This is a genomic window from Marinimicrobium sp. UBA4209 (genome assembly GCF_002381585.1).
Lineage (GTDB): Bacteria > Pseudomonadota > Gammaproteobacteria > Pseudomonadales > Cellvibrionaceae > Marinimicrobium > Marinimicrobium koreense.
The window spans coordinates 1-20,380 of the sequence record NZ_DFTP01000103.1; the positions used below are offsets into that span (position 1 = coordinate 1).

A 20,380-nucleotide genomic window follows, 5' to 3' on the forward strand; every position below is an offset into this window, starting at 1 on the left:
CCACGGCTTCCGGAATTTTGTCCACATCATCGCGAAGCTCCGCCTGCAGCTCGGGGTGTTCGGCCAAAAACTTCAGCAACAGGCCAACCGAGGCGGCAATGGTGCCGATTTCGCCCACGGTCCAATTGCGCAGAATACTGACGATGTCTTCCTCGGGAATGGGTTGACCATCGATGGTACTGCGCATGATGTCCGTGGTGGGATCTTCCGGCGCCCAATCGCCCTGCTCACGTCGGGTTTCCAGCAGTTGGTGAATATAGCGACTGAAACGCTGGGCAATTTCCGCCATGGCCTCCCGATCGCCGGCCAGCGTGGCCTCGTGGTTTTCGTGGGCCCATTCGCGCAGCGGCTCCTGCAGGCTGTCGGGCCAACCGAGAAAGGCGCACTGGATCTGCAAGGCGAAGGGCTCCGCCAACTCGGTCACAATATCGACCTGCTTTCGTCCGGCGATCGCTCGAGCCAGCTCGGCGGCAATGTCGCGGCACTCCGGCTCAAACAACGCCATGCGCTGATCGGTAAAAAAGGGCTCTATCAGTGTGCGGTAAGGCGTGTGTTCGGGCTGATCCAGTCCATTGGGCACGGAGCGGTGCTGCGAGACCTGATTACTGAAGGTTTCATGATCGGTCACCACTGCCAGCACATCCTCGTGGCGAAACACGGACCACCCCATGTACTCGCTGAGGGCCACCGGGCAGCGTTGGCGCATGTCATCGAAGCTGGCGACGGGGTTATCCAGAACCGTGTCGCTGCGAGGGTCCCAATCGTAGGTCGGGCGGTGATCGGTCATGAAACTCCTCCCGGGGAAGTGTTGGTTCAGGATTGCTGCTCTCATGGGTTGTTACCTCCATGTTACGGCGCTTGCGCCCTTGAGCCTACGGGAATACTCCCCAATCCCCATCGTCTACCCCCAATAGGGCATTTCAGAGGGGCGCCGAATAACCCATCGGCGCAATAGTGTGGCACCTGAATTTCTGGTCTGATGAAGCTGTGTGGGAAATCGTAACAGGTGCGATTTTCCCGGTAACAGATCGAGGTGTTTACATGAATCGTCCCGCCTTTTCCTTGTCCCGCCGTGGTTTCTTTGGCCGCTGTTTGTTGGGGGCTCTGGCGAGCCTCAGCCTCAACCTTTACGCCGCCGACCCCGCCAATGGCAAAACCGTTTATCAGATGAATTGTCAGGCCTGCCATCAGCCCGCCGGTGCCGGTATTCCCGGCGCCTTTCCTCCCCTGGCCGATAACGCCAATCTGTCCGGCAACCCCGACTATATCGCGCAGGCCATCGTCAAGGGCGTCTCCGGTCCGCTGACGGTGAACGGAAAATCCTACAACAGTGTGATGCCGTCCATGGCCCACATCAGTGATTCGGATATTGCCGACCTGGTGGCCTACATCCTGTCGGATCTCAACGGCAGTGATTTGACCCTATCCGAAGCCAATATCAGTGCATTGCGTTAACGGTACCCATTTTATTAATTGATAGAGAGAACTTAACGATGAAACAGATGATGAAAATGATGGCCCTGGGGGCGAGCGTGAGTGCCTTGGCGGCGTTAGTAGGCTGTTCTCAGGCCGGGCCCATGGCCACCGCCGGTGAGTTTGAAGTCGAGGGCAAGGTCTACGGCATGCCCAAGGCCGAAGTGTTCCGTGAGGATTACCGGGGCGATGCGGTGGTGGGCGATACCATGACCGCGTCCCCCCATTTGGCCAAGCTCGACTACGCCGGCAACAAAACCCATCAGGTCCGGCTGGACACCCTGTCCCAGAAAGTGGAGGTGGCCCCGGGCGTGAGTTACACCGCCTGGACCTTTGGCGGCAGCGTGCCTGGTCCGGTGTTGCACGTGCGCGAGGGCGACCGGGTGGTGTTTACCATGAAAAACCGCTCCGACGAGGCCGTGCTGGTGTCCGAGCCCGGCAAGGGCGCCGCGCCTTTCTACCGGCAGATGGCGGACAACCCCTACCAGAAACCGGAGGCGGCCATTTCCCCCATGCCTCACTCCATGGACTTTCACAGCGGCACCGTGGCGGCCGATGATAAGTGGCGCAGCATCTCGCCAGGGGAAACCATCCAGTTCGAATGGGTGGCCAACTATCCCGGTGTCTACATGTACCACTGCGGTACATCCAGTGTGTTGATGCACACCGCCATGGGGCAGTACGGCGCGGTGGTGGTTTCCCCCAAAGAGGGCTACCCCACGGAAGCCGATCACGAATACGTGATTACCCAGTCCGAGTTCTATCTGCAGCAGGTGGGCGAGTCCTATATTTATGATCACCAGGCTGCCATGGCCAACAATCCCAGCCACGTGACCTTTAACGGTCATGTGTCCGCCCTGATGGATCAGCCCCTGCGCGCCAAAAAAGGTGACCGGGTGCGCCTCTACGTTTTGAACGCCGGGCCCAACGGCACCTCCAGCTTCCACGTGATCGGTGCCATCTTTGATCGGGTCTGGTACGAGGGCAATCTGGAGAACGAGTGGCGCGGTATGCAGACCGTACTTCTGGGAGCCAGTAACGGTGCGGTGATGGAGTTCATCGTTCCGGAAGACGGGCTGTACAAATTGGTGGATCACGAGTTCCACGACGCCGAGCGCGGCGCCGCCGGCGCCTTGATTGCCGCACCGGCACAGTAGGAGGAGAGCGAGATGTCAGGGTGGTGTAAACAATGGTTGTGGGGCGGGCTCCTGTTGGCCGGCACCGTCACCGCCCTGGCGGCCGAGCCGGTGGTGGTACCGGAGGGCAATTTTGAACACCCGGTGCTGCTCGACCGGGAGCGCCGCACCGAGTGGGTGGCAAGCTTCCGGGTGGATTTTGGCGGTGGTTCCTGCGGTGATACCGGCCGGCTCATACTGCGCTACGACAGCGCTCACTACGCCACTCTGCTGCGCTACCAGATGCGCAGCAACCACGCTCCGGAAACCACCGCCAGCAACCTCGGCTTCCGTTGCGTTTACCCCTGATTGAGGATACCTGAATGAACATGAACGGTTTCACAAAGGCCTGGCATTGGCTGGCCGCTCTGGGCCTTTGGGCGTTGGCTGGACTGGCGCTTGCCAGCGACCACGCGAACCACGGCGGTCACGACCATCACGGCCACCATAATCACCATACCCCTCTGGGAATGGCCAGTGACATCCCGGAGGGCTCGCTGCATCAGTTCGATGCCACGTGGCAGACCCACCGGGGCGAGACACTGCGCCTGAGTGATCTGGCGGGACAGTCGGTGATTGTGACCATGATGTACGCCAGTTGCACGACGGCCTGTCCGGTGCTGGTGGAAGATGTGCGTCGCATCCATCAGGGGTTGTCCGCCGAGCAGCGCGACAACGTGACCTTGCTGTTGGTGAGTTTCGATACGGAAAATGACACCGTCGAGGTGCTCAATGAGTACGCCCACAATTTCCGGGCCACGGAGGCGCCCTGGCACTTTGCCACCGGCTCGGCGGCGGATGTGCGCACCCTGGCGGCGCTGCTGGGTATCCGCTACCGGAAAAATCCCAGTGGCGGTTACGACCACAGCAACGTGATTGCACTGCTCAACGCCGACGGGGAGGTCATCCACCGCCGGGAGGGGCTGAACCAACCGGTCACTGAGGCCGTAAACAGTCTGCATTGAGCGTCGGGGCGCGTTCAGTCGTGCCCCGGCCTGGTGTACACTGGGCCTCACAATGATAAACGGCGCCGGAGAGGCCTTCGGAGCCGTTTATCATTGTGGGACCCAACAAACACAGCGGCACTACGGTTATGCATCGAACCCTCTTCAGGAACCGACTGGTTTTTACCACCGAATGGCACGGCATCCTCCGACGCTTACGGGTCGGCCTGATGGTGCTTGGCGCGGTAATCTCAACGCCGGTGCTGGCCCAGGTCCAACCCCAACCCCAGACCCAACCCGGCCCGTCCCAGCCCGAAGAGCGGCTATCCCGCGAACAAGTGGTGGCGCTGACGCAGCGCTATTGCGGTGGCTGCCATCAGGTGCCCTCGCCCTCGCTGCTGCCCCGGCACAGTTGGCCGCGGGTGATCGACTCCATGGTGGAGCTGGCCAAAAACCGCACCGGTCAGGACGTGATCCCGGCGGACGCCGTGCCCCATATCAAGGCGCTCTATTACGGGTCCAGCCCCGAGCAGTTGGCCAGCCTCCCCTATATTGATGACCCCCATCCGGCCATGAGCTGGTCCTCCGAGCGAGTGGGTGATGGGGTTGGCATTCCGCAAATTCTCAATATCCAGCGGGTGGCATTGGACAATGATGCCAAGTTCAACTTTCTGGTCAGCGACGGCGAGCGCGGCGAGTTGCGCCTGCTGCAAACCGATGGAGGTGAAAACCCACAGTGGCGCGAATCCACCATTGCCGAGATTGAGCTGCCGATAACGGCCCGAGCCGTCGACTTTAACGGCGATGGCCGGCAGGACATTCTGGTGGCCGATCTCGGTGAATTTGCCCCCAGTGGGGTATTGGCGGGCAAAATTTTTCTGTTGCAGCAGACGCCGAAGAGCGGCTACGAAAAACAGCTATTGATTCATCAGCTCGGGCGTGTGACCGATGTGCAGGCGCTGGACCTGGACGACGATGGCGATCTGGATATCGCCGTGTCGGTGTTTGGTGGTGCCGGCATAGGCGAGGTGTTCTGGCTGGAGAATCAGGGCGGTGGCGATTACCAGAAAAGACCTCTGTTGGGGTTGAGTGGTGCGCTCAATATCACGCCTGCGGATCTCAACGGCGATGGCAAAATGGACCTGATCACACTCCTAGCTCAGGAATATGAAACCATGGTCGCCTTTGTCAACCAGGGCGACGGCAGGTTTGAACGGGTGGATCTGGTCAGTGCCGGGCATCCGTTGTTTGGTGCCACCAGCATGAATGTTGAGGATCTGAACCGTGACGGGAAGCCCGACATCATCTTCACCAATGGTGATGCTTTCGATACCCAAACCGACCCCAAGCCTTACCACGGTGTTCAGTGGCTCGAAAACAAAGGCGATATGCAGTTTGCCGCCCACGACATCGGCCGTTTCTATGGCGCTGCGAATGCGGCGGTGGCGGACATGGATGGCGACGGCGATCCGGATATTGTGGTCAGTAGCTGGACCAATTACTGGGACGATGAAAAACGTCAGTCCCTGATCTGGTATGAAAATACTGGCGACCTGACATTCCAGCCTCGGCCCATCAGCGATGAATACCGCGGTGTGGTGCCTCTGGAGTTGGTGGATATCACCGGCAATGGTCGCCTGGATATCATTACCGGTGCGTTCCGTATGGATATCCTCAAGGATTTCTTGCGGGTGGAAGACGGTATTCCCTCCATGGACACCGACAAAATGAAAGCGGATCAGCGTGCACCCAGCGATCGATTGTTACTAATTCGTAACCGTGCCTCTGAAAATTGAACACAAAAAAACGGCGCCCTGTGAGGGGCGCCGTTTTTGATTCAGGGGTAACCCCTGAAAGAACACAATCCGTCGGCCTTCGGTTGTCGGCGACGGGCTGTGTCAGCAGACGATTTAGATCGCCTGAATGTTCTCGGCTTGCGGGCCTTTCTGACCTTGGGTCACGTTAAAGCTGACCGCTTGGCCTTCGGCCAGGGTTTTGAAGCCTGAACCAACGATGGCGCTGAAGTGTGCAAAAACGTCCGGACCGGATTCCTGCTCCAGAAAACCAAAACCCTTCGCTTCGTTGAACCACTTAACTGTTCCAGTAACTACTGACATAATCGTACCTATAAATCATTTGATGGTGGCCCTGATGGACCGGTGGTGCTAAAAAGGTTCTATTACTTAAAAAGACAGGACGATGACGTGCGACAGAGTTGCTAGCTACGGGCAGGGATCGAACAGGTTTTTACAATATAAATCAGAACTTCCTAACCCGAGCCATCCTACAGGCTTTAGGGTGACTGTCAACGTATTTATCATTGCGTTTGTCATTTGAGTGGCTCATGTTAGGCTTTTTCGCTACAGATCAAGCACTTGGCTCCCCCAGAAATTTTGAAGCAGAGCGTCTTATGAACAGACCCGGCTGGGTTTTTTACGGATCGGTGGCACTGTTGAGTGCATTTGTTGTACTCGGTATTTTCTGGCCAGAGCAGTTGGCAGGTGGTTCAGAGCAGGCGCTGGCCTTCACTACCAGCCACTTCGGCTGGCTGTACCTGTTTGTCACCACCGGTTTTCTGGTGTACTGCATTGCTCTGGGGGCCGGCCGTAGTGGCAACATCCGGTTGGGGTCCGACGGTGAAGCGCCGGAATTTTCCTACCCTACCTGGTTGGGGATGATTTTTTCGGCCGGGATGGGGGTTGGCCTGGTGTTCTGGGGTGTCGCCGAACCCATGACCCACTACGTCAATCCGCCTCTGGGCATGGCCGAGGGGCGCAGCGCCGAGTCCGCCGAGTTGGCCATGCAGTACTCGCTGTTTCACTGGGGGTTTCATCAGTGGGCCAACTTTGCCGTCGTGGGGCTTGCGATTGCCTACGTCCGCTTCCGTCAGCAGCGGCCGGGCCTGATCAGCGAAACCTTTCGCGCCAGTCTGGGCGACCGGGTTGATGGCGGCTGGGGGCACGCCATCAATGTGTTGGCGGTGGTATCCACCGTGTTTGGTGTGGCGACCACCCTCGGTTTGGGGGTGATTCAGATCAACAGTGGCATGGGCTCGGTGTTTGGTATGGCATTCGGCACTACGCCCCAGCTTGCCATATTGGCCGGGGTGGCCATTGTGTTTTTACTTTGCTCACTGGCGCCTCTGGAAAGTGGCGTGCGCTATGTCAGTGACGCCAACATGCTGCTGGCCGCCGCCGTTCTGGTGTTTGTTTTCTTTGCCGGGCCCACTGATTTCATCACCGCCGCCATGACCAATGCCATTGGTGATTACTTTTCCAACATGATCGGTATGAGTCTGGTGATGTCGCCCTACACGGGGGAGGACTGGGTGGCCCGCTGGACGATTTTTTACTGGGCCTGGGGCCTGTCCTGGGCGCCCTTCGTGGGAAGCTTCATCGCCCGTATTTCCAGAGGTCGGACGATTCGGGAGTTCGTGGTTGGCGTCATTGGTATGCCGGTGCTACTGAGCACCCTCTGGTTTGCCACCTTTGGCGGCTCATCGCTGTACTTCGAACTGTTTGAAGGTGCAGCGCTGGGCGACGCGGTGACCCGGGAGATGAGTTCGGCGCTGTTTCAAATGCTTGAATTTCTCCCCGCGGTGGGTTGGATCAGTGCCTTGGTGTTGGTCCTGATTGTGCTGTTTGTCATCACCTCGGCCAACTCGGCCACCTTCGTGCTGGGCATGTTCACCAGCCGGGGTGTGCTCTCGCCAAGCCGGCCCATGCGACTGACCTGGGGCGTCATTCAGGTATTGGTGGCCGGCGTACTGCTGCTGAGCGGTGGCCTGACCGCACTGCAGACCATCTCGATTGTGGCGGCTTTCCCGTTTATGGTGCTGATGGTGTTTATGGCCGCGTCACTGCTCAAGTCCCTGCGCAATGAACAGCGACAGATGGAGTTGCACGAAGCATTGATGCGAGAGCGCATTCAGCGATTGCTGGATGACACGGATCGCCGGGCTCAGGAATTCCGTTCGGGCGACACCCAAGACCCGGTGAAAGAAGACTGACGACCGCGGTACTCCATTCTGGGTAGTGTGTCGGACCGGCGGTTATGGTTAGCTGTTGGCCAGGAGGGCCCGATGCAACCCACACGCTTTCATTCGAAATACGTCACAACCAAAACGACATGGTCGGTGCGCTCTAGGCGTCAAGTGACGGTCTGTACTTTGCTGTTGGCTTTGCTAGCGCCGCTGCACGCGTTGGCCGAAGGCCAGGTGGAGCCAAAGTCTGTCGAAGAAATTGTCGCGTTAACCGAGCGCTATTGCGGTAGCTGCCATGCACTGCCTTCGCCGGATTTGTTACCCAAGCGGAGCTGGCCGGCCGTGATTGACACCATGGTCGATTTGGGGCGTCGGCGCGCCGGTCAGGAGGTGATTCCCGCTGACGTTGTGCCACACATTAAAGCCCTTTACTACGGCTCAAGCCCCGAACAGTTGCCACGCCTTCCTTATACGGAATCCTCAGACTCGTCGGCCTGGTCGGCAAAGGTGGTGGGAGAGCGATCGCGGCTGCCGCAAATACTGAACCTACAGCCGGTATCACCAGAGCGCTTTGGCAGTGACGCGGCAGCGGCTTTTCTGGTCAGCGACGGCGAGGCAGGCGAAGTTCGCTTGTTGGAGGTTCCATCAAATCACCCGGCGTCGGACCCATGGCGAGAAACGACGCTCGGCCAGTTCACCCTTCCCATTCAGACTCGGGCGCTGGATTACACGGGCAATGGTCAGCAGGATATTGTGGTCGCCGATCTTGGTGAGTTACCCCCGAGCGGTGCCCTGGCGGGCAAGCTGTTTCTGCTGGCGCAAGATGACAAGGGGCGGTTTGAGCGCCGGCTGCTCTATGACGGTTTAGGCCGGATCTCGGATGTGCAGGTGCTGGATATCAATGAAGACGGACTCCTGGATCTGGTTGTGGCGGTGTTTGGCGGCAATGATATCGGCGGTGTGCTCTGGCTCGACAACCGGGGGGACGGGCGTTTCGTCCGGCAGGACTTGCTGAACCTCAGTGGCGCCCTCAATATCGTTCAGGCCGACTTGAACAACGATGGCCTTCAGGATCTCGTCACTCTGGTGGCCCAGGAACATGAAGTCGTGATCGCTTTTATCAACGAAGGTGCGGGGCAGTACCGCACCATGGAGCTCGCAAGAGCCCCACATCCGATGTACGGCTTTACGCAATTGCAAGTGGCCGACCTCAATAGCGATGGTCGGCCCGATTTATTGATGACCAATGGCGACGCCTTTGATACCCAGAACGAGCCCAAGCCGTACCATGGCGTTCAGTGGCTCGAAAATCGCGGTGATTTGCAGTTTCAGTACCGTAACATTGCCAGGTACTACGGTGCGGCCAAAGCGACGGTTGCCGATATGAATAACGATGGTCATCAGGATGTACTGGTCAGTAGCTGGGTGAACCACTGGGACGATCCTCGGCGACAATCCATGGTATGGTTTGAGAATAACGGTGATGAGACGTTCCGTTCACGGCCGCTGGCCGGTAACCGTCACGGGTTGGTCCCGATGGTTGTCACCGATCTGAACCGAAATGGTCGCCCTGATGTGCTCGCCGGCGCCTTCCGCATGGACCTGTTGCGTCGAGTGATGACCGGAGCCTCGCAGAATAGGCACGGCGATGTTGACGCCAGCGCCGATCAGCCACGCCTGTATTGGTTCGAAGCGCCATTCCGTAATGAACCCGAAAAGCCGGAACATTGACCGAAAAATCACGCGATCAGAGAGGTAGACGCCATGCTTCAAGTATCCATCTACCGCTATCATCCCGAGTACGATGAAGCGCCGCACATGCAAACGTATTCGATTGATGATCCATTCCGGTCGCGTATGGTGCTCGATGTGCTTGAACACCTGAAGGCCGAGGATCAGACGCTGGCTTACCGGCGCTCCTGTCGGGAGGGCGTGTGCGGCTCTGACGGTATGAGCATCAATGGCGTTAACCGTTTGGCGTGCATTACGCCGGTGGAGGAGGTGCTCGACCGGCGCGATACGCTGGTGTTACGCCCGTTACCGGGCATGCCGGTCATTCGCGATCTTGTGGTGGACCAAACCCAATTCTTTAATCAGTACAAACGCATCCATCCGTATCTGATCAACGACGACCCGCCTCCGGCCATAGAGCGGTTACAGAGCCCAGAAGATCGCGCCAAACTTGATGGACTGTATGAATGCATTCTGTGCGGCTGTTGCTCTTCGGGTTGCCCCTCCTATTGGTGGAATCCCGAGAAGTACGTTGGCCCTGCCGGACTGCTGCAGGCTTATCGATTCCTGTCCGATTCCCGTGATAAAGGGTTGAAACAGCGACTGGAAGAACTGGAGGATCCGTTCAGCGTGTTTCGCTGTCACAGCATCGGAAACTGCACCCATGTCTGCCCCAAGGGCCTGAACCCCATGAAAGCCATCAGCGATATCAAGCGGCTGTTGCTGAAAAACGGCGTGTAACCCGGGAGCATTCATGGAGCAACCGATCATCGGCTACCACAAAGATGAAGAAGACCACTGGGTGGCGCGCCTGGCCTGCGGCCACAATCAGCATGTTCGTCACAACCCACCTTGGGTGGAGCGCCCCTGGGTTACCACTGAAATGGGGCGGGCTTCCATGCTTGGCACTCGGTTAAATTGCGTCAAGTGCGATCGCCGCGAACCGGCGGATCATTCTCAGTGTGCGTTAGAAAATTAGGATGCCAATCCCAAACGGAACCACCGATCAATGGTCGTGATGTGATGTGTCTCCGGCAGACTCGATAGCATCAACCCAATCCGCTGGAACGGCCGGGGCTTCCAGTCCCGGGAAGCGGTCGGTGGTGTAGGTGCTGTGGCAGGCGACACAGGCTTCTGTCATTTTCGTGAACGTATCCAGTTGCCGAGGCGTGTCCTCTGAGTGACCCGATTCAGCCAGGGATGCGGCCAGCTCATGCAGATGAGCGTCCATCTGAAGAAACGCCGAAGGCACAGCGGCCTTCAGGTCCTGACGGTCTTCCTGTGTCAGGGACTGTTTCAGAATGAAGCTGTCGTGAATGGCCTGGCCTTTCTCGGCCACCCTCTCGTGCTCTCCCTTAACAATGGCACTGAAAATGTCTTGCATGGCCTGGTCTATCTGGCGCATTTCCTTGATCAACAAACCGCGCAGCTTAGGGGGCAACTCTGGCCCGACGGGTTCGGCCGCTAGTGTTGCAGTCACGGGTGTCAACATGAGTGTCGCGGCAAGCGCGGAGACGTGAAGTCCTGAGCGATTAAAGATCATGGGGGTCTCCTTAGGATTCTGAGCGAACGATAATGGCCGTTTTGTCGTTATGGTCCGTTTTTATAGGGTAGCACCGTTCTAGAGCTGGTCGTGGGGGGCGATACCGGAAAGCGGTTGCACAAGGTCTCCGAGGGTGGTAAAACTATAAGTAGTATATTGTATGAATCTTTAGGGTGAGCCAATCCTTATGACGTGAAAAACCGTCTATACCTCGGGAGGTATGTCATGCAACCGATCAAGCTTCTCAGTCTGGCGCACCTGGGGATGGTGCTGAGCATCGCCCTCTCGTTGGGGGCGGTGGCCATGGGTTATTGGTTTTATCATGGCCTGACGTTGGCGTGGCAGGTGGCCGCACATGTCAGCCTGATTCCCTTCGTGACCCTGCTCAAAATCAGTTACATCACGCGCTTAGTCGCGCTCAAACAGCTTGGTCGGCCGGTAGATTGACCCTCGTCAGCCCTTCGAGAGGGCGTGACGGGGCAATTTCGCGGGATGGATCAACCGCGAGCGATCAATGGCTGGTGAAAATCCTCGGGGCCGCTGTAGGGGCGGATAACGCCGCTGCGGTAGAGAAAATCCCCAAAGCCTTCATCGGCATCGCGCTCCCGGGCAAAACGCTCGAACAGCGGTTTCAGATCGGCGAGTATCTGTGCCTCGTCGATATTCTCCCGGTAGAGTCGATTTAACCGATTGCCGCCGGTATCGGCGCCCAGGTACAGGTTGTATTTTCCCGGGGCCTTTCCGGTGAGTGCAATCTCCCCCAGGTAGGGGCGGGCGCAGCCGTTGGGGCAGCCGGATACGCGCAATTGAATCACCTCGCCACCGATGCCCGCCTCACTCATCAGCTGGTGAATTTTCTGACTTAGCTCCGGCAGGTAACGTTCGGATTCCGCCATGGCCAATCCACAGGTGGGGAAAGCCACGCAGGAAATGGCGTTGCGTGCCAGGGGTGAGCTTTTACCTCCATCATCCAGACCGTAGTGGTCCACCAGCTTCTGGATGGCTGATTTCTCCTGTTCACTGACGCCGGCGATGATCAGGTTCTGGTTGCAGGTGATGCGAAATTCGCCTGAATGAATTTTAGCGATGCTGCGCAACGCGGTACGCAATTTCAGTTGCTCGAAATCGCGAATGCGACCGCTGGGGATGAACAGCGTCAGGTGGTGCCGACCCCGATCATCCTCGGTCCAGCCGAATTGATCACCGCTGTCCTTGAGGGTGTAGTCTCGCAGTGGTTCCAGCGGCGTTCCGTGCACCTCGGCAAACCGTTCCTTGAACCAGTCCAGCCCGTAATCATCGAGCGTGTATTTGAATCGGGCGTGAGCCCGGTCGGTGCGGCAACCGTGATCGCGCTGAATGGCGGCAATGGCTTCGCAGGCATCCACCACCTGATCGGCCGGCACAAAGCCGACCGGGCTGGCAAGGCGCGGGTAGGTACCGGTCTCTCCGTAAGTCATACCCATGCCGCCGCCGACCGCGATGTTGTAACCGACGATATCGCCATCTTCTTCAATAGCGATCAGGCCGATGTCGTTGGCTAATACATCGCAATCATTGTGGGGTGGCAGAGCGATGGCGACCTTGAATTTTCGGGGCAGGTAGCGGTAGGTGTAGAAGGGTTCTTCCTCTTCGCCTTCGCGGGTTTTTGGCGCCTCGTTCAGCCAGGTTTCTTCATAAGCCCGCGACCGCCACATCAGTCGTTCGCTGATCTGCACCGCATGGTCATAGACCCGTGCGTGATTGGCAGAAAGGTGCGGGTTGACGTTCGCCACCACGTTGCGGTTGACATCCCCGCAGGCGCCCCGGCTGTCCAGCCCCAGCGAATCCAGATGTTGAATCAGCGGTTGCAGGTTTTCCTTGAATACCCGATGAAACTGAAACGTCTGTCGGGTGGTCAGGCGCAGGCTGCCGTCGGCAAAGCGGTCGGCGACTTCATCAAGTCCGAGCCACTGGTCCGGGGTCAGTACTCCGCCGGGCAGCCGCAAGCGCAGCATAAACTGGAAGTGCGGTTCGAGTTTCTGTTGACGACGTTCTTCGCGCAGCTCCCGGTCGTCCTGCTGGTAGAGACCGTGAAACTTGCTCAGGTGCGTGTCTTCATCGTGCAGTGCGCCGGTGGCGTGATCCGCCAGGGAATCGCGCAGGGTGCCGCGCAAATACCGGCTTTCGCGCTTGATCTGTTCGGCTAAAGGCAAATCGTCATGGCTCATCAGTACACATCTCTCTGGTAGCGTTTGCTTCGGGTCAGCTCGCGCAGGTATTGCTCGGCACTGTCGCGGCTTTTGTGTCCGTGGGTGCTGATCACGTCGATCAGGGCCTCGTGCACGTCCGGCGCCATGGCATTGGCATCGCCGCACACGTACAGGTGCGCGCCGTCCTCAATCCAGCGCCAGAGCTCCGACCCCGCTTCTCGAATCCGGTGTTGCACGTACACCTTGTCTGGCCCGTCCCGGGAAAAGGCCACGTCCAGTCGACTGAGCAGTCCCTGCTTGCGCCACTGGAGCCATTCGCGCTGGTAGAGAAAATCGGTGCGAAAGTTCCGGTCGCCAAAAAACAGCCAGTTTTTGCCCGCATGCGCTTCGGCCTCGCGCTCCTGCATGAAGGCTCGAAACGGCGCTACCCCGGTGCCCGGGCCGATCATCACAATGGCCGTGTTGGGGTCATTCGGGAGGCGGAAGTTCTTGTTCGTGTCGATAAACACCGGCGCGGTGTCATCCAGCGCCAGGCGATCCGCCAGCCAGGTGGAGCCCACCCCTTCACGCAGGCGCTCGCGTTGTTGGTATCGCACCGCCGCCACGGTCAGATGCACTTCCTCGTCCACAGCCGCCTGGCTGGAGGCGATGGAGTAGAGCCGGGGCGGCAGGCGACGGATGTGATCCACCAATGTCTGGGCGCTCAGTCCGCCAATGGGGTATTCCTGGAGCAGATCCAGCAGATCTCGCCCGTGCAGCCAGTCGATCAGCCCCCGTTTATCGTTGGTCAGCTGTTGAAGCTCGCTGGCCTCACTCAGTTTGGCCCACTGTTGCACCGTCGGTGGTGTCAGTCGCGTCAGCTCAAGATGATGCTGCAACGCCTGGTGCAGTGTCAGGGAGTCGTCCTTGAGCGTCACGGCTTGCTCGCCGTCCAGCCGGGTCTGCTCGAGAATCCGGGCCACCAGCTCCGGATCGTTCTGCACATAAACGCCCAGGGAATCGCCGGGTTGGTAGCGCAGCCCGGAATCTTCCAGGGAAAACTCCAGGTGGTGTACCGCCTTGCTGGAGCCACGACCGTTCAGCGTTACCCGGTCCAACAGAGGGGCGGAAAACGGATGCTTGCGATCATGGCCCGCAGCGGTGGAGGTAGATGCTGTGGGTGTCGGGGCAACCGCAGCCGTGCTTTTTGTCTCGGATTTGAGTACCGATAACAGTTGCGTCATCCACTGATCGGCGGCCTCCTCATAGTCCACGTCACAGTCCACGCGATCCACCATCCGCTCGGCACCCAACGCCGCCAGACGTTGATCAAAATCCACCCCGGTCTGGCAAAAGTATTCGTAACTGGAATCCCCCAGCGACAGCACGGCGTAATGCAACTGACCGAGCTTCGGTGCCTTGCGCCCGTGCAGGTATTCGTGCAACCCAAGGGCATTATCCGGCGGATCGCCTTCGCCGTGGGTGGAGGTGATGAGGGCGAGCCGTTCGGTCTTTTTCAGTTGCCGGACGGGGAATTCGTCCATATCCAGGCACTCGACGTCCAGCCCCTGGGCGCGGGCCTGTTCCGCCAGCTGTTCGGCCAGGGTTTCGGCGTTGCCGGTCTGAGAGCCGTACAGTATGGTCAGTGTGACGGCGGAACCGCTTGCGCCGGATGGTTCGCCGCCGGCGTGCAACGCAGCTCGGTAGCCGGCCAGATAGCCCTGGACCCAGTCCAGTTGCTGCTCGTTCAATTCCCGGAGTAGGGCGTCGATTTGCTGGCGCTGGGCGTTGTTCAAAGGTGAGGGTGGCAAGGGGGCGTTCATGCGAAGTCGGGCTCCAATGGGTTCCGTGATCCTGTGACTTTGATAGTGAGTCAGGCTAACAAAAACTCAAGGCAACGCCGCCGTTTTGCTTAGACGGATGTGTCCTAAGCAAAGAACCGGCGGTAGTAACAGGGGGATGTCAGTGGCGCTCTTTGTGCGCGATGTCGCCTTCTTTACCCCGCAGCATGTAACGCCAATAGAAAGGTGGCAGCAGATGTTTTTTGACCACCCAGTAAAAGCGCGACCGCTTGAACGGATTCAGGGGCAATGTGGGCGTTACGGTTCCACCGTAGGTGAATTCCGCGAGCATCACCTCGCCATAACCGGTGACCACCGGGCAGGAGGTATAGCCGTCGTAGCGGGCGCTCAGTGGTTCCTGATCCAGAAAGGCGAGCAGATTTTTGACCACAACGGGTGACTGCTTGCGTACGGCGGCCGCCGTTTTGGATGTCGGCAGCGAGCTGGCGTCGCCTAAAGAAAACACCTCCGGGTAATCCGGGTTTTGCAAAGTGTGGGGGTCCGCGGTCAACCAACCGCCCTCATTGGCCATAACGCTTTCGCGTACAAACTGCGGCGCGCGTTGTGGCGGTGTTACATGCAGAACATCATAGGGCTCGTCGACTTCGTGGGTTTCGTCGTTCTGATCCGTCACTTTAAAGGTTGCGATGTGCTTTTCGCCATCCACCCGGATCAGATCGTGTTTAAGGTTGATGCCTATCCCGTAATCAATGGCCACGTTCTGCAGGTGCGGAACAAAGTCCGGCACGCTGAACAGGGCGCCCATGCCGCTGTAGAATTGTGCCTGTATCTGATGACTCTGCTGGCGTTTCTGCCATTGATGGGCCGCCAGGTAAGCGATTTTTTGCGGCGCGCCCGCACATTTGATGGGCGTGGACGGCTGGGTAAACAGGGCGCGGCCGGCCTTCAGGCCATCGATGCATTGCCAGGTGTAACGGGCGAGTGAAGGATCGTAATTGCTGCAGACACCCCCTTGTCCCAGTGCCTCAGGAAGACCTTCTATGGCCGACCAATTCAGCTCAATGCCGGGCGCGACCACCAATGCCCGATAGTGGATTTCATTACCATTATTCAGCACCACACGCTGTTGTTCCGGCTTCAGTTCGCTGACCGACTGGCGAATCCAGGTCGCGTTGTGGGGCAATGTGTGGGCTTGCGGCCGAGCGGTGTCCTCCAACGCGTAGGTGCCTCCACCGACCAACGTAAAGGCCGGTTGATAATAATGCGTGTCGCTTGGCTCGATCACTGCCACATCCAACGTCGAGCGCTGACGCAGCAGCGAGGCGGCGACGCTGGTGCCGGCGGCACCGCCGCCGATGATTACAATATCGTGGTGCCGGGGTTGGGTCATGGGTCAGCCTCCTGTCAGATCGAGCGGGAAGCTTATCAGTATTAAGATGTATTAAAAATATATCTTATTAGATGGATTGGTATTAAGCAAAGTGCTGAGCGATATAAGCCGTGCCACTCAGCTTTGAGGGGGGAGGGCGTCCCTGGTCCCTCGCATTGCAATCTCCCCCTTGCGCCACAAGCGCCACTCTCCGGCTTGGTAGATATCCCAGGTCTCATCGCTGGTAAGCGGCTCGGTGACGATCACACTGACGATGTCGTCGGGGGTGGTTTCGGATTCGAAATCCACCATCATGTCGGCGTCTTTCAGGCGGGCCGGGCCGAAGGGGGCCCGGCGGGTGATGCTGGCCATTTTGGTGGAGCAGTAGGTGAACAGCCAGTCGCCGTTGCTCAACAGCAGGTTGAAGACCCCCTGACGGGCGTAGCCTTCGGACAGACTCACCAGCCGCTGCACCACCTCGGCGGTCGGTGTGTGCCGGTCGCAATGCTGGCGCAAGTGGTTGAGCATGTCGCAGAACAGCGCCTCGCTGTCCGTCGTGCCCACCGGTTCGTAGAAACCGGGTTCGGGCGCGAAATCCGATATTTGGCCGTTGTGGGCAAACACCCAGTACCGGCCCCATAGCTCGCGGGTGAACGGGTGGGTATTGGCGAGGCAAATGTCCCCCACATTGGCCTGACGGATATGGCAGATGGCCACTTCGCTTTTGATCGGGTGGGTCTGCACCACTTCGGCGATACGGGAGGAGGCGCTGGCATCGGCGTCGTGGAAATTGCGCACCCCTTTGCCTTCGTAAAACGCCACGCCCCAGCCATCTTTGTGAGGCCCGGTCTCGCCGCCACGGCGGGTCAGGCCGGTAAAGCTGAAACACAGGTCGGTGGGGGTGTTGGCGCTCATGGCCAGGAGTTCGCACATAGTGATGAGGCTCTCGGGTTTCGGAGGTCTATCACCATTATACGCATCGAGGCGTCTTTCGCAGGTCTTGGGCGCGCCTTTCGATTTCTGGGGCGCGACTCGTTGAGCGCTATCCGTGGGTGATCTGCATCGGGACGCCGGAACGGTCGAATGCCAGCAAGTTATTGATCATCCCGTTGCGAATGGCGTGGATGACTTTTTCGATGGCGTCGTCTACCGCTTTGGGGGTGGGCAGCTTGTTGTCCGTGCCGGGCAGGGCGGCAACAAAAACCGCATCCCACGTATCGCTCGCCTGCTTGGCTTCTTCGACCAGGCTGGAGAAGTCTGCCAGTTCGTCGGGACGCTTGTCGATACCGGCCAGCGGCGCCAGATGGCCCCCGTGTCCGTCCTCAAAATCCCGCGCCTGCTGCTCGGTATAACCGGTGGGTAATTCTCGGCGCGCGAGAACCAGAATCAGCTTTTGTGGTTCCGGTTGAGAGCGGGCAATAGTGAGAAAGTCATCGAAGTGGTTCAGCTCAAAGGTGCTCATAGCGATGTGGCCATTGTTGTAAAAACGAGAGTTCTGCCCATTGTGCACACTTTCGGGGTGAACTGTGATTCCTCTAAAGGGGTAGACCCATGGGGGAATATCCCGAGGGCGGCCAGAGCAGTAGGCTAGAGGTCCCGGTTGGTATTCCCCTGGCAGCTGTGCCACCGGGACTCAAAGGCCTCTGGTGCAGGGAGTGCACCTTTTTTTGAGCCGATCGGAACGATCACGCCACCGTCCGGCTGATAAAGCGATAAGCGGGTGCGGGGATCAGCCGTTCGGGGTCCTGACTGTCGAGAAAATTTTTCAGTGCCAGCCCCAGCTCGGTATCACCCTCAATGGCCAGTTTGCGGCGAAAGAACAGTGTGTCGGGATCAACCTGGCCGGCCATGATTTGCAGCAGTGATCGGGTATCGGCTCGAAAGGTCACGTCGGGCGCCACAGGCTTGAGCGAAACCTGCAGCCGTTGGCCGAGTAGCGTTACCGAGAAGTCCAGATTGATATCGGGCACGGTGATCCGCGCCTGTCGACCGCGCAGAAAATCCAGTTCACCCCGGCGCAGAGCCTCTGAAAAAGTGTGGTTCAAACCGATGCCCAGCGTGTGTCGGCGAATGGTCTGGGGGATGAGCGGCTGGGCCACCTTGGCGCATTGAATGAGCCGGGGGAGTGTTGGGCGAAATACTGCTGAACGGGATTGCATGGTAGTCATAGTGGGGCACCTCCTGAGCGGGCATGCTAGCAAACCCGGGGGGCGTCGCCACTCGCCCAAAATAGGTACCGTTTTTAAACAGAGGTAAACGCCGATGGAATTACTTTGTCCCGCAGGAAGCCTGCCCGCGCTGAAAACCGCCCTGAAAGAGGGGGCCGATGCCGTCTATGTTGGCTTGCGCGGTGATACCAATGCCCGGCATTTTGCCGGTCTCAATCTCGACACCCTGGGGCTGCGCGATGCCGCCCGGGAAACCCACCGGCAGGGGCGGCGATTGCATGTGGCGATCAATACCTTTGCTCACCCGACACAATGGGACAGTTGGCAACAGGCAGTGGATGAGGCCGTCAAGGCCGGAGCGGACGTGTTGATCATCGCCGATATGGCGGTGTTGGCCTACGCGGCGGAACGCTACCCCGAGGTGGAGCGGCACCTGTCGGTGCAGGCCTCGGCCACCAATGCGGCGGCCATTGATTTTTACCAACAAGCCTATGGCGTCAGTCGCGTGGTGTTGCCGCGAGTGCTGTCCATGAAACAGGTGTCGGCACTGGCGCATACCGTGAGTACCGAGCTGGAGGTGTTCGCTTTTGGCAGTCTGTGCATTATGGCTGAGGGGCGCTGTTATCTCAGCTCCTACATGACCGGCGAGTCCCCCAACAACTCCGGCGCCTGCTCCCCCGCCAAGTTCGTCCGCTGGGAAGAGAAACGCGGCGTCCTGGAATCCCGCCTGAATGGCTACCTGATTGACCGCTTCGCCGGCGGCGAGAACGCCGGTTATCCCACCCTGTGCAAAGGTCGATTCGAGGTAGGCGGTGAGCGCTACCACGCCCTGGAGGAACCGACCAGCCTCAACACCCTGAGCCTGTTGCCCGAGCTGTACCGCGATGGCATCAAGGCGGTGAAGATCGAGGGTCGCCAGCGTAGTCCCGCCTATGTCGGCCAGGTTACCCGGGTGTGGCGTCAGGCCATCGACCGTCTTTTGGAAGATCCGACCCGCTATCAGGTACATCAGGACTGGGACCACACCCTGGCGGGACTGTCCGAAGGGCATCAGACCACCATCGGGGCCTATCACAGGAGTTGGCGCTAATGTTAAAACTGACCATCGGACCCATTCTGTATTACTGGCCCAGGGAGCAGGTGCAGCGTTTTTACACGTCGGTGGCCGAATCGGACGCCGATGCCGTCTACCTGGGCGAAACCGTGTGTCCCAAGCGGCGGGAGCTGAAGTTGGAGGACTATATGGCCCAGGCGCACCAGCTGCGTGAGGCCGGCAAAGAAGTGGTGTTATCCACCATGACCTTGCTGGAGTCTCCTGCAGACCTGCGCGAGCTGCGCCGCTACTGCGACAACGGTGAATTCGCCCTGGAGGCCAACGATATCGGCGCGGTGGGCCTGCTGCGGGAGGCGGGGCTGCCCTTCGTCGCTGGAGCGGCCATCAACTGCTACAACCCCCAGACCCTGCGCCAACTGGTGCAGTTCGGTATGCAGCGCTGGTTGATGCCGGTGGAACTGTCCCGGGAGTGGCTGTCGGAGATACTGCGGCACCCGGATATTGAGGATATCCGCAGCAGCTTTGAGGTCGAGGTGTTCGGCTTTGGGCATCTGCCCCTGGCCTGGTCGGCGCGCTGCTTTACCGCCCGCTCGGAAAATCGGCCCAAAGATCAATGTGACTTGTGCTGCATCAAATACCCGTCGGGCCGTCCCGTCTACAATCAGGAAGACGAGCGGCTGTTCGTGCTCAATGGTATTCAGACCCAGTCCGGAGATCGGTACAATCTGGTGACCGAGGTGCCGCAAATGGCCGGGCTGGTGGACGCGGTGCGCCTCAGCCCGGAGCCCGAGGGCACCCTGGAGTGGCTCGCCCGGTTCAGGGCCGCCAGCCGGGGCGAAGCCCAGGCGCGCGCCGCGCAGGACGTCAACGGCTATTGGCACAAGATGGCCGGTATCGTGCAGGTCGCCTGAGCGCGGCCCCCAAAATTCCAACGACTTTATTGAGGCTGACGAATGACAGAGCAATCCAGG

21 protein-coding genes are annotated in these 20,380 nt (G+C 59.0%); 12 read left to right on the forward strand and 9 right to left on the reverse strand.

The genetic code is table 11. The annotated features are described in order from the left end of the window. Positions 1-787 (reverse strand): hypothetical protein (locus B3187_RS14800; RefSeq protein ID WP_286807239.1); only part of this gene is annotated, 787 nt, incomplete at its 3' end. Between the two features lie 254 nt (positions 788-1,041). Here B3187_RS14800 and B3187_RS14805 point away from each other — a divergent pair. The 5 genes from B3187_RS14805 (at position 1,042) to B3187_RS14825 (ending at position 5,388) form a co-directional block, all read left to right on the forward strand. Beyond that, positions 1,042-1,455 (forward strand): c-type cytochrome, encoded by a 414-nt coding sequence (locus B3187_RS14805; RefSeq protein ID WP_286807240.1) that lies wholly within the window; start codon positions 1,042-1,044, stop codon positions 1,453-1,455. Positions 1,456-1,493: 38 nt separating this feature from the next. Then, on the forward strand, positions 1,494-2,630 hold the full coding sequence (locus B3187_RS14810; protein WP_286807241.1) for a multicopper oxidase domain-containing protein: 1,137 nt from the start codon (positions 1,494-1,496) through the stop codon (positions 2,628-2,630). A 12-nt stretch (positions 2,631-2,642) separates the two neighbouring features. Then, complete coding sequence (locus tag B3187_RS14815) at positions 2,643-2,957, forward strand: hypothetical protein (RefSeq protein WP_286807242.1); 315 nt, start codon at positions 2,643-2,645, stop codon at positions 2,955-2,957. Between the two features lie 20 nt (positions 2,958-2,977). Continuing rightward, positions 2,978-3,613: an SCO family protein gene (locus tag B3187_RS14820; protein WP_286807243.1), complete on the forward strand. Its 636-nt coding sequence runs from the start codon at positions 2,978-2,980 to the stop codon at positions 3,611-3,613. Between the two features lie 128 nt (positions 3,614-3,741). Next, a complete protein-coding gene (locus B3187_RS14825; RefSeq protein WP_286807244.1) occupies positions 3,742-5,388 on the forward strand; it encodes an FG-GAP repeat domain-containing protein in 1,647 nt (548 codons plus the stop codon). 114 nt (positions 5,389-5,502) lie between these two features. Here B3187_RS14825 and B3187_RS14830 read toward each other — a convergent pair whose 3' ends face one another. After that, positions 5,503-5,709 carry a cold-shock protein gene (locus B3187_RS14830; RefSeq protein WP_024461242.1) on the reverse strand — a complete coding sequence of 69 codons (207 nt, stop codon included), beginning with the start codon at positions 5,707-5,709 and terminating at the stop codon, positions 5,503-5,505. Positions 5,710-6,002: 293 nt separating this feature from the next. Between B3187_RS14830 and B3187_RS14835 the strand changes: the two genes are divergently transcribed. From B3187_RS14835 to B3187_RS14850, 4 genes are all read left to right on the forward strand, one after another. Further along, the gene (locus B3187_RS14835; protein WP_286807245.1) at positions 6,003-7,601 is read left to right on the forward strand and encodes a BCCT family transporter; all 1,599 of its coding nucleotides are present in this window, start codon (positions 6,003-6,005) and stop codon (positions 7,599-7,601) included. Positions 7,602-7,916: 315 nt separating this feature from the next. Continuing rightward, entirely contained in the window at positions 7,917-9,305 is a 1,389-nt protein-coding gene (locus tag B3187_RS14840; RefSeq protein WP_286807246.1) for an FG-GAP repeat domain-containing protein, read from the forward strand. A gap of 33 nt (positions 9,306-9,338) precedes the next feature. Beyond that, positions 9,339-10,046, forward strand: coding sequence for a succinate dehydrogenase iron-sulfur subunit (locus B3187_RS14845; RefSeq protein ID WP_265365887.1), 708 nt, complete (start codon positions 9,339-9,341; stop codon positions 10,044-10,046). 13 nt (positions 10,047-10,059) lie between these two features. Beyond that, a complete protein-coding gene (locus B3187_RS14850; protein WP_286807247.1) occupies positions 10,060-10,284 on the forward strand; it encodes a DUF3565 domain-containing protein in 225 nt (74 codons plus the stop codon). A gap of 27 nt (positions 10,285-10,311) precedes the next feature. Here the strand turns inward: B3187_RS14850 and B3187_RS14855 are convergent, their stop codons facing one another. Next, positions 10,312-10,848 carry a hypothetical protein gene (locus B3187_RS14855; RefSeq protein ID WP_286807248.1) on the reverse strand — a complete coding sequence of 179 codons (537 nt, stop codon included), beginning with the start codon at positions 10,846-10,848 and terminating at the stop codon, positions 10,312-10,314. A gap of 225 nt (positions 10,849-11,073) precedes the next feature. Between B3187_RS14855 and B3187_RS14860 the strand changes: the two genes are divergently transcribed. Beyond that, on the forward strand, positions 11,074-11,295 hold the full coding sequence (locus B3187_RS14860) for a hypothetical protein (RefSeq protein ID WP_286807250.1): 222 nt from the start codon (positions 11,074-11,076) through the stop codon (positions 11,293-11,295). Between the two features lie 50 nt (positions 11,296-11,345). On the opposite strand, the gene cysI is transcribed toward B3187_RS14860, so the two are convergent. The 6 genes from cysI to ubiT all read right to left on the reverse strand — a co-directional run bounded on the left by cysI (position 11,346) and on the right by ubiT (position 18,355). Beyond that, a complete protein-coding gene (gene cysI / locus B3187_RS14865) occupies positions 11,346-13,055 on the reverse strand; it encodes an assimilatory sulfite reductase (NADPH) hemoprotein subunit (RefSeq protein ID WP_286807251.1) in 1,710 nt (569 codons plus the stop codon). After that, positions 13,055-14,839, reverse strand: a complete 1,785-nt coding sequence (locus tag B3187_RS14870; protein WP_286807252.1) for an assimilatory sulfite reductase (NADPH) flavoprotein subunit — start codon at positions 14,837-14,839, stop codon at positions 13,055-13,057. Before B3187_RS14870 ends, cysI begins: the two co-directional genes overlap by 1 nt. A 139-nt stretch (positions 14,840-14,978) precedes the next feature. Further along, a complete protein-coding gene (locus tag B3187_RS14875) occupies positions 14,979-16,208 on the reverse strand; it encodes an NAD(P)/FAD-dependent oxidoreductase (protein ID WP_286807254.1) in 1,230 nt (409 codons plus the stop codon). 117 nt (positions 16,209-16,325) lie between these two features. Next, positions 16,326-17,120 carry a class II glutamine amidotransferase gene (locus B3187_RS14880; RefSeq protein WP_286807255.1) on the reverse strand — a complete coding sequence of 265 codons (795 nt, stop codon included), beginning with the start codon at positions 17,118-17,120 and terminating at the stop codon, positions 16,326-16,328. Between the two features lie 109 nt (positions 17,121-17,229). Continuing rightward, positions 17,230-17,649: a hypothetical protein gene (locus B3187_RS14885; protein WP_286807256.1), complete on the reverse strand. Its 420-nt coding sequence runs from the start codon at positions 17,647-17,649 to the stop codon at positions 17,230-17,232. 223 nt (positions 17,650-17,872) lie between these two features. After that, positions 17,873-18,355: a ubiquinone anaerobic biosynthesis accessory factor UbiT gene (ubiT, locus tag B3187_RS14890; protein WP_286807257.1), complete on the reverse strand. Its 483-nt coding sequence runs from the start codon at positions 18,353-18,355 to the stop codon at positions 17,873-17,875. A 94-nt stretch (positions 18,356-18,449) separates the two neighbouring features. Between ubiT and ubiU the strand changes: the two genes are divergently transcribed. Together ubiU and B3187_RS14900 are read left to right on the forward strand one after the other, a co-directional pair. Continuing rightward, entirely contained in the window at positions 18,450-19,445 is a 996-nt protein-coding gene (gene ubiU / locus B3187_RS14895; protein ID WP_286807258.1) for a ubiquinone anaerobic biosynthesis protein UbiU, read from the forward strand. Beyond that, positions 19,445-20,320: a U32 family peptidase gene (locus B3187_RS14900; RefSeq protein ID WP_286807259.1), complete on the forward strand. Its 876-nt coding sequence runs from the start codon at positions 19,445-19,447 to the stop codon at positions 20,318-20,320. The genes ubiU and B3187_RS14900 overlap by 1 nt, the downstream gene beginning before the upstream one ends. The last annotated feature ends 60 nt before the right edge of the window (positions 20,321-20,380 follow it).

Excerpts from the sequence above, each read along its gene's own strand:
- B3187_RS14805 (WP_286807240.1), top strand. The coding sequence starts at position 1,042 with ATGAATCGTCCCGCCTTTTCCTTGTCCCGCCGTGGTTTCTTTGGCCGC.
- B3187_RS14810 (WP_286807241.1), top strand. The coding sequence starts at position 1,494 with ATGAAACAGATGATGAAAATGATGGCCCTGGGGGCGAGCGTGAGTGCC.
- B3187_RS14815 (WP_286807242.1), top strand. The coding sequence starts at position 2,643 with ATGTCAGGGTGGTGTAAACAATGGTTGTGGGGCGGGCTCCTGTTGGCC.
- B3187_RS14820 (WP_286807243.1), top strand. The coding sequence starts at position 2,978 with ATGAACGGTTTCACAAAGGCCTGGCATTGGCTGGCCGCTCTGGGCCTT.
- B3187_RS14825 (WP_286807244.1), top strand. The coding sequence starts at position 3,742 with ATGCATCGAACCCTCTTCAGGAACCGACTGGTTTTTACCACCGAATGG.
- B3187_RS14830 (WP_024461242.1), bottom strand. The coding sequence starts at position 5,709 with ATGTCAGTAGTTACTGGAACAGTTAAGTGGTTCAACGAAGCGAAGGGT.
- B3187_RS14835 (WP_286807245.1), top strand. The coding sequence starts at position 6,003 with ATGAACAGACCCGGCTGGGTTTTTTACGGATCGGTGGCACTGTTGAGT.
- B3187_RS14845 (WP_265365887.1), top strand. The coding sequence starts at position 9,339 with ATGCTTCAAGTATCCATCTACCGCTATCATCCCGAGTACGATGAAGCG.
- B3187_RS14850 (WP_286807247.1), top strand. The coding sequence starts at position 10,060 with ATGGAGCAACCGATCATCGGCTACCACAAAGATGAAGAAGACCACTGG.
- B3187_RS14855 (WP_286807248.1), bottom strand. The coding sequence starts at position 10,848 with ATGATCTTTAATCGCTCAGGACTTCACGTCTCCGCGCTTGCCGCGACA.
- B3187_RS14860 (WP_286807250.1), top strand. The coding sequence starts at position 11,074 with ATGCAACCGATCAAGCTTCTCAGTCTGGCGCACCTGGGGATGGTGCTG.
- cysI (WP_286807251.1), bottom strand. The coding sequence starts at position 13,055 with ATGAGCCATGACGATTTGCCTTTAGCCGAACAGATCAAGCGCGAAAGC.
- B3187_RS14870 (WP_286807252.1), bottom strand. The coding sequence starts at position 14,839 with ATGAACGCCCCCTTGCCACCCTCACCTTTGAACAACGCCCAGCGCCAG.
- B3187_RS14875 (WP_286807254.1), bottom strand. The coding sequence starts at position 16,208 with ATGACCCAACCCCGGCACCACGATATTGTAATCATCGGCGGCGGTGCC.
- B3187_RS14880 (WP_286807255.1), bottom strand. The coding sequence starts at position 17,120 with ATGTGCGAACTCCTGGCCATGAGCGCCAACACCCCCACCGACCTGTGT.
- B3187_RS14885 (WP_286807256.1), bottom strand. The coding sequence starts at position 17,649 with ATGAGCACCTTTGAGCTGAACCACTTCGATGACTTTCTCACTATTGCC.
- ubiT (WP_286807257.1), bottom strand. The coding sequence starts at position 18,355 with ATGACTACCATGCAATCCCGTTCAGCAGTATTTCGCCCAACACTCCCC.
- ubiU (WP_286807258.1), top strand. The coding sequence starts at position 18,450 with ATGGAATTACTTTGTCCCGCAGGAAGCCTGCCCGCGCTGAAAACCGCC.
- B3187_RS14900 (WP_286807259.1), top strand. The coding sequence starts at position 19,445 with ATGTTAAAACTGACCATCGGACCCATTCTGTATTACTGGCCCAGGGAG.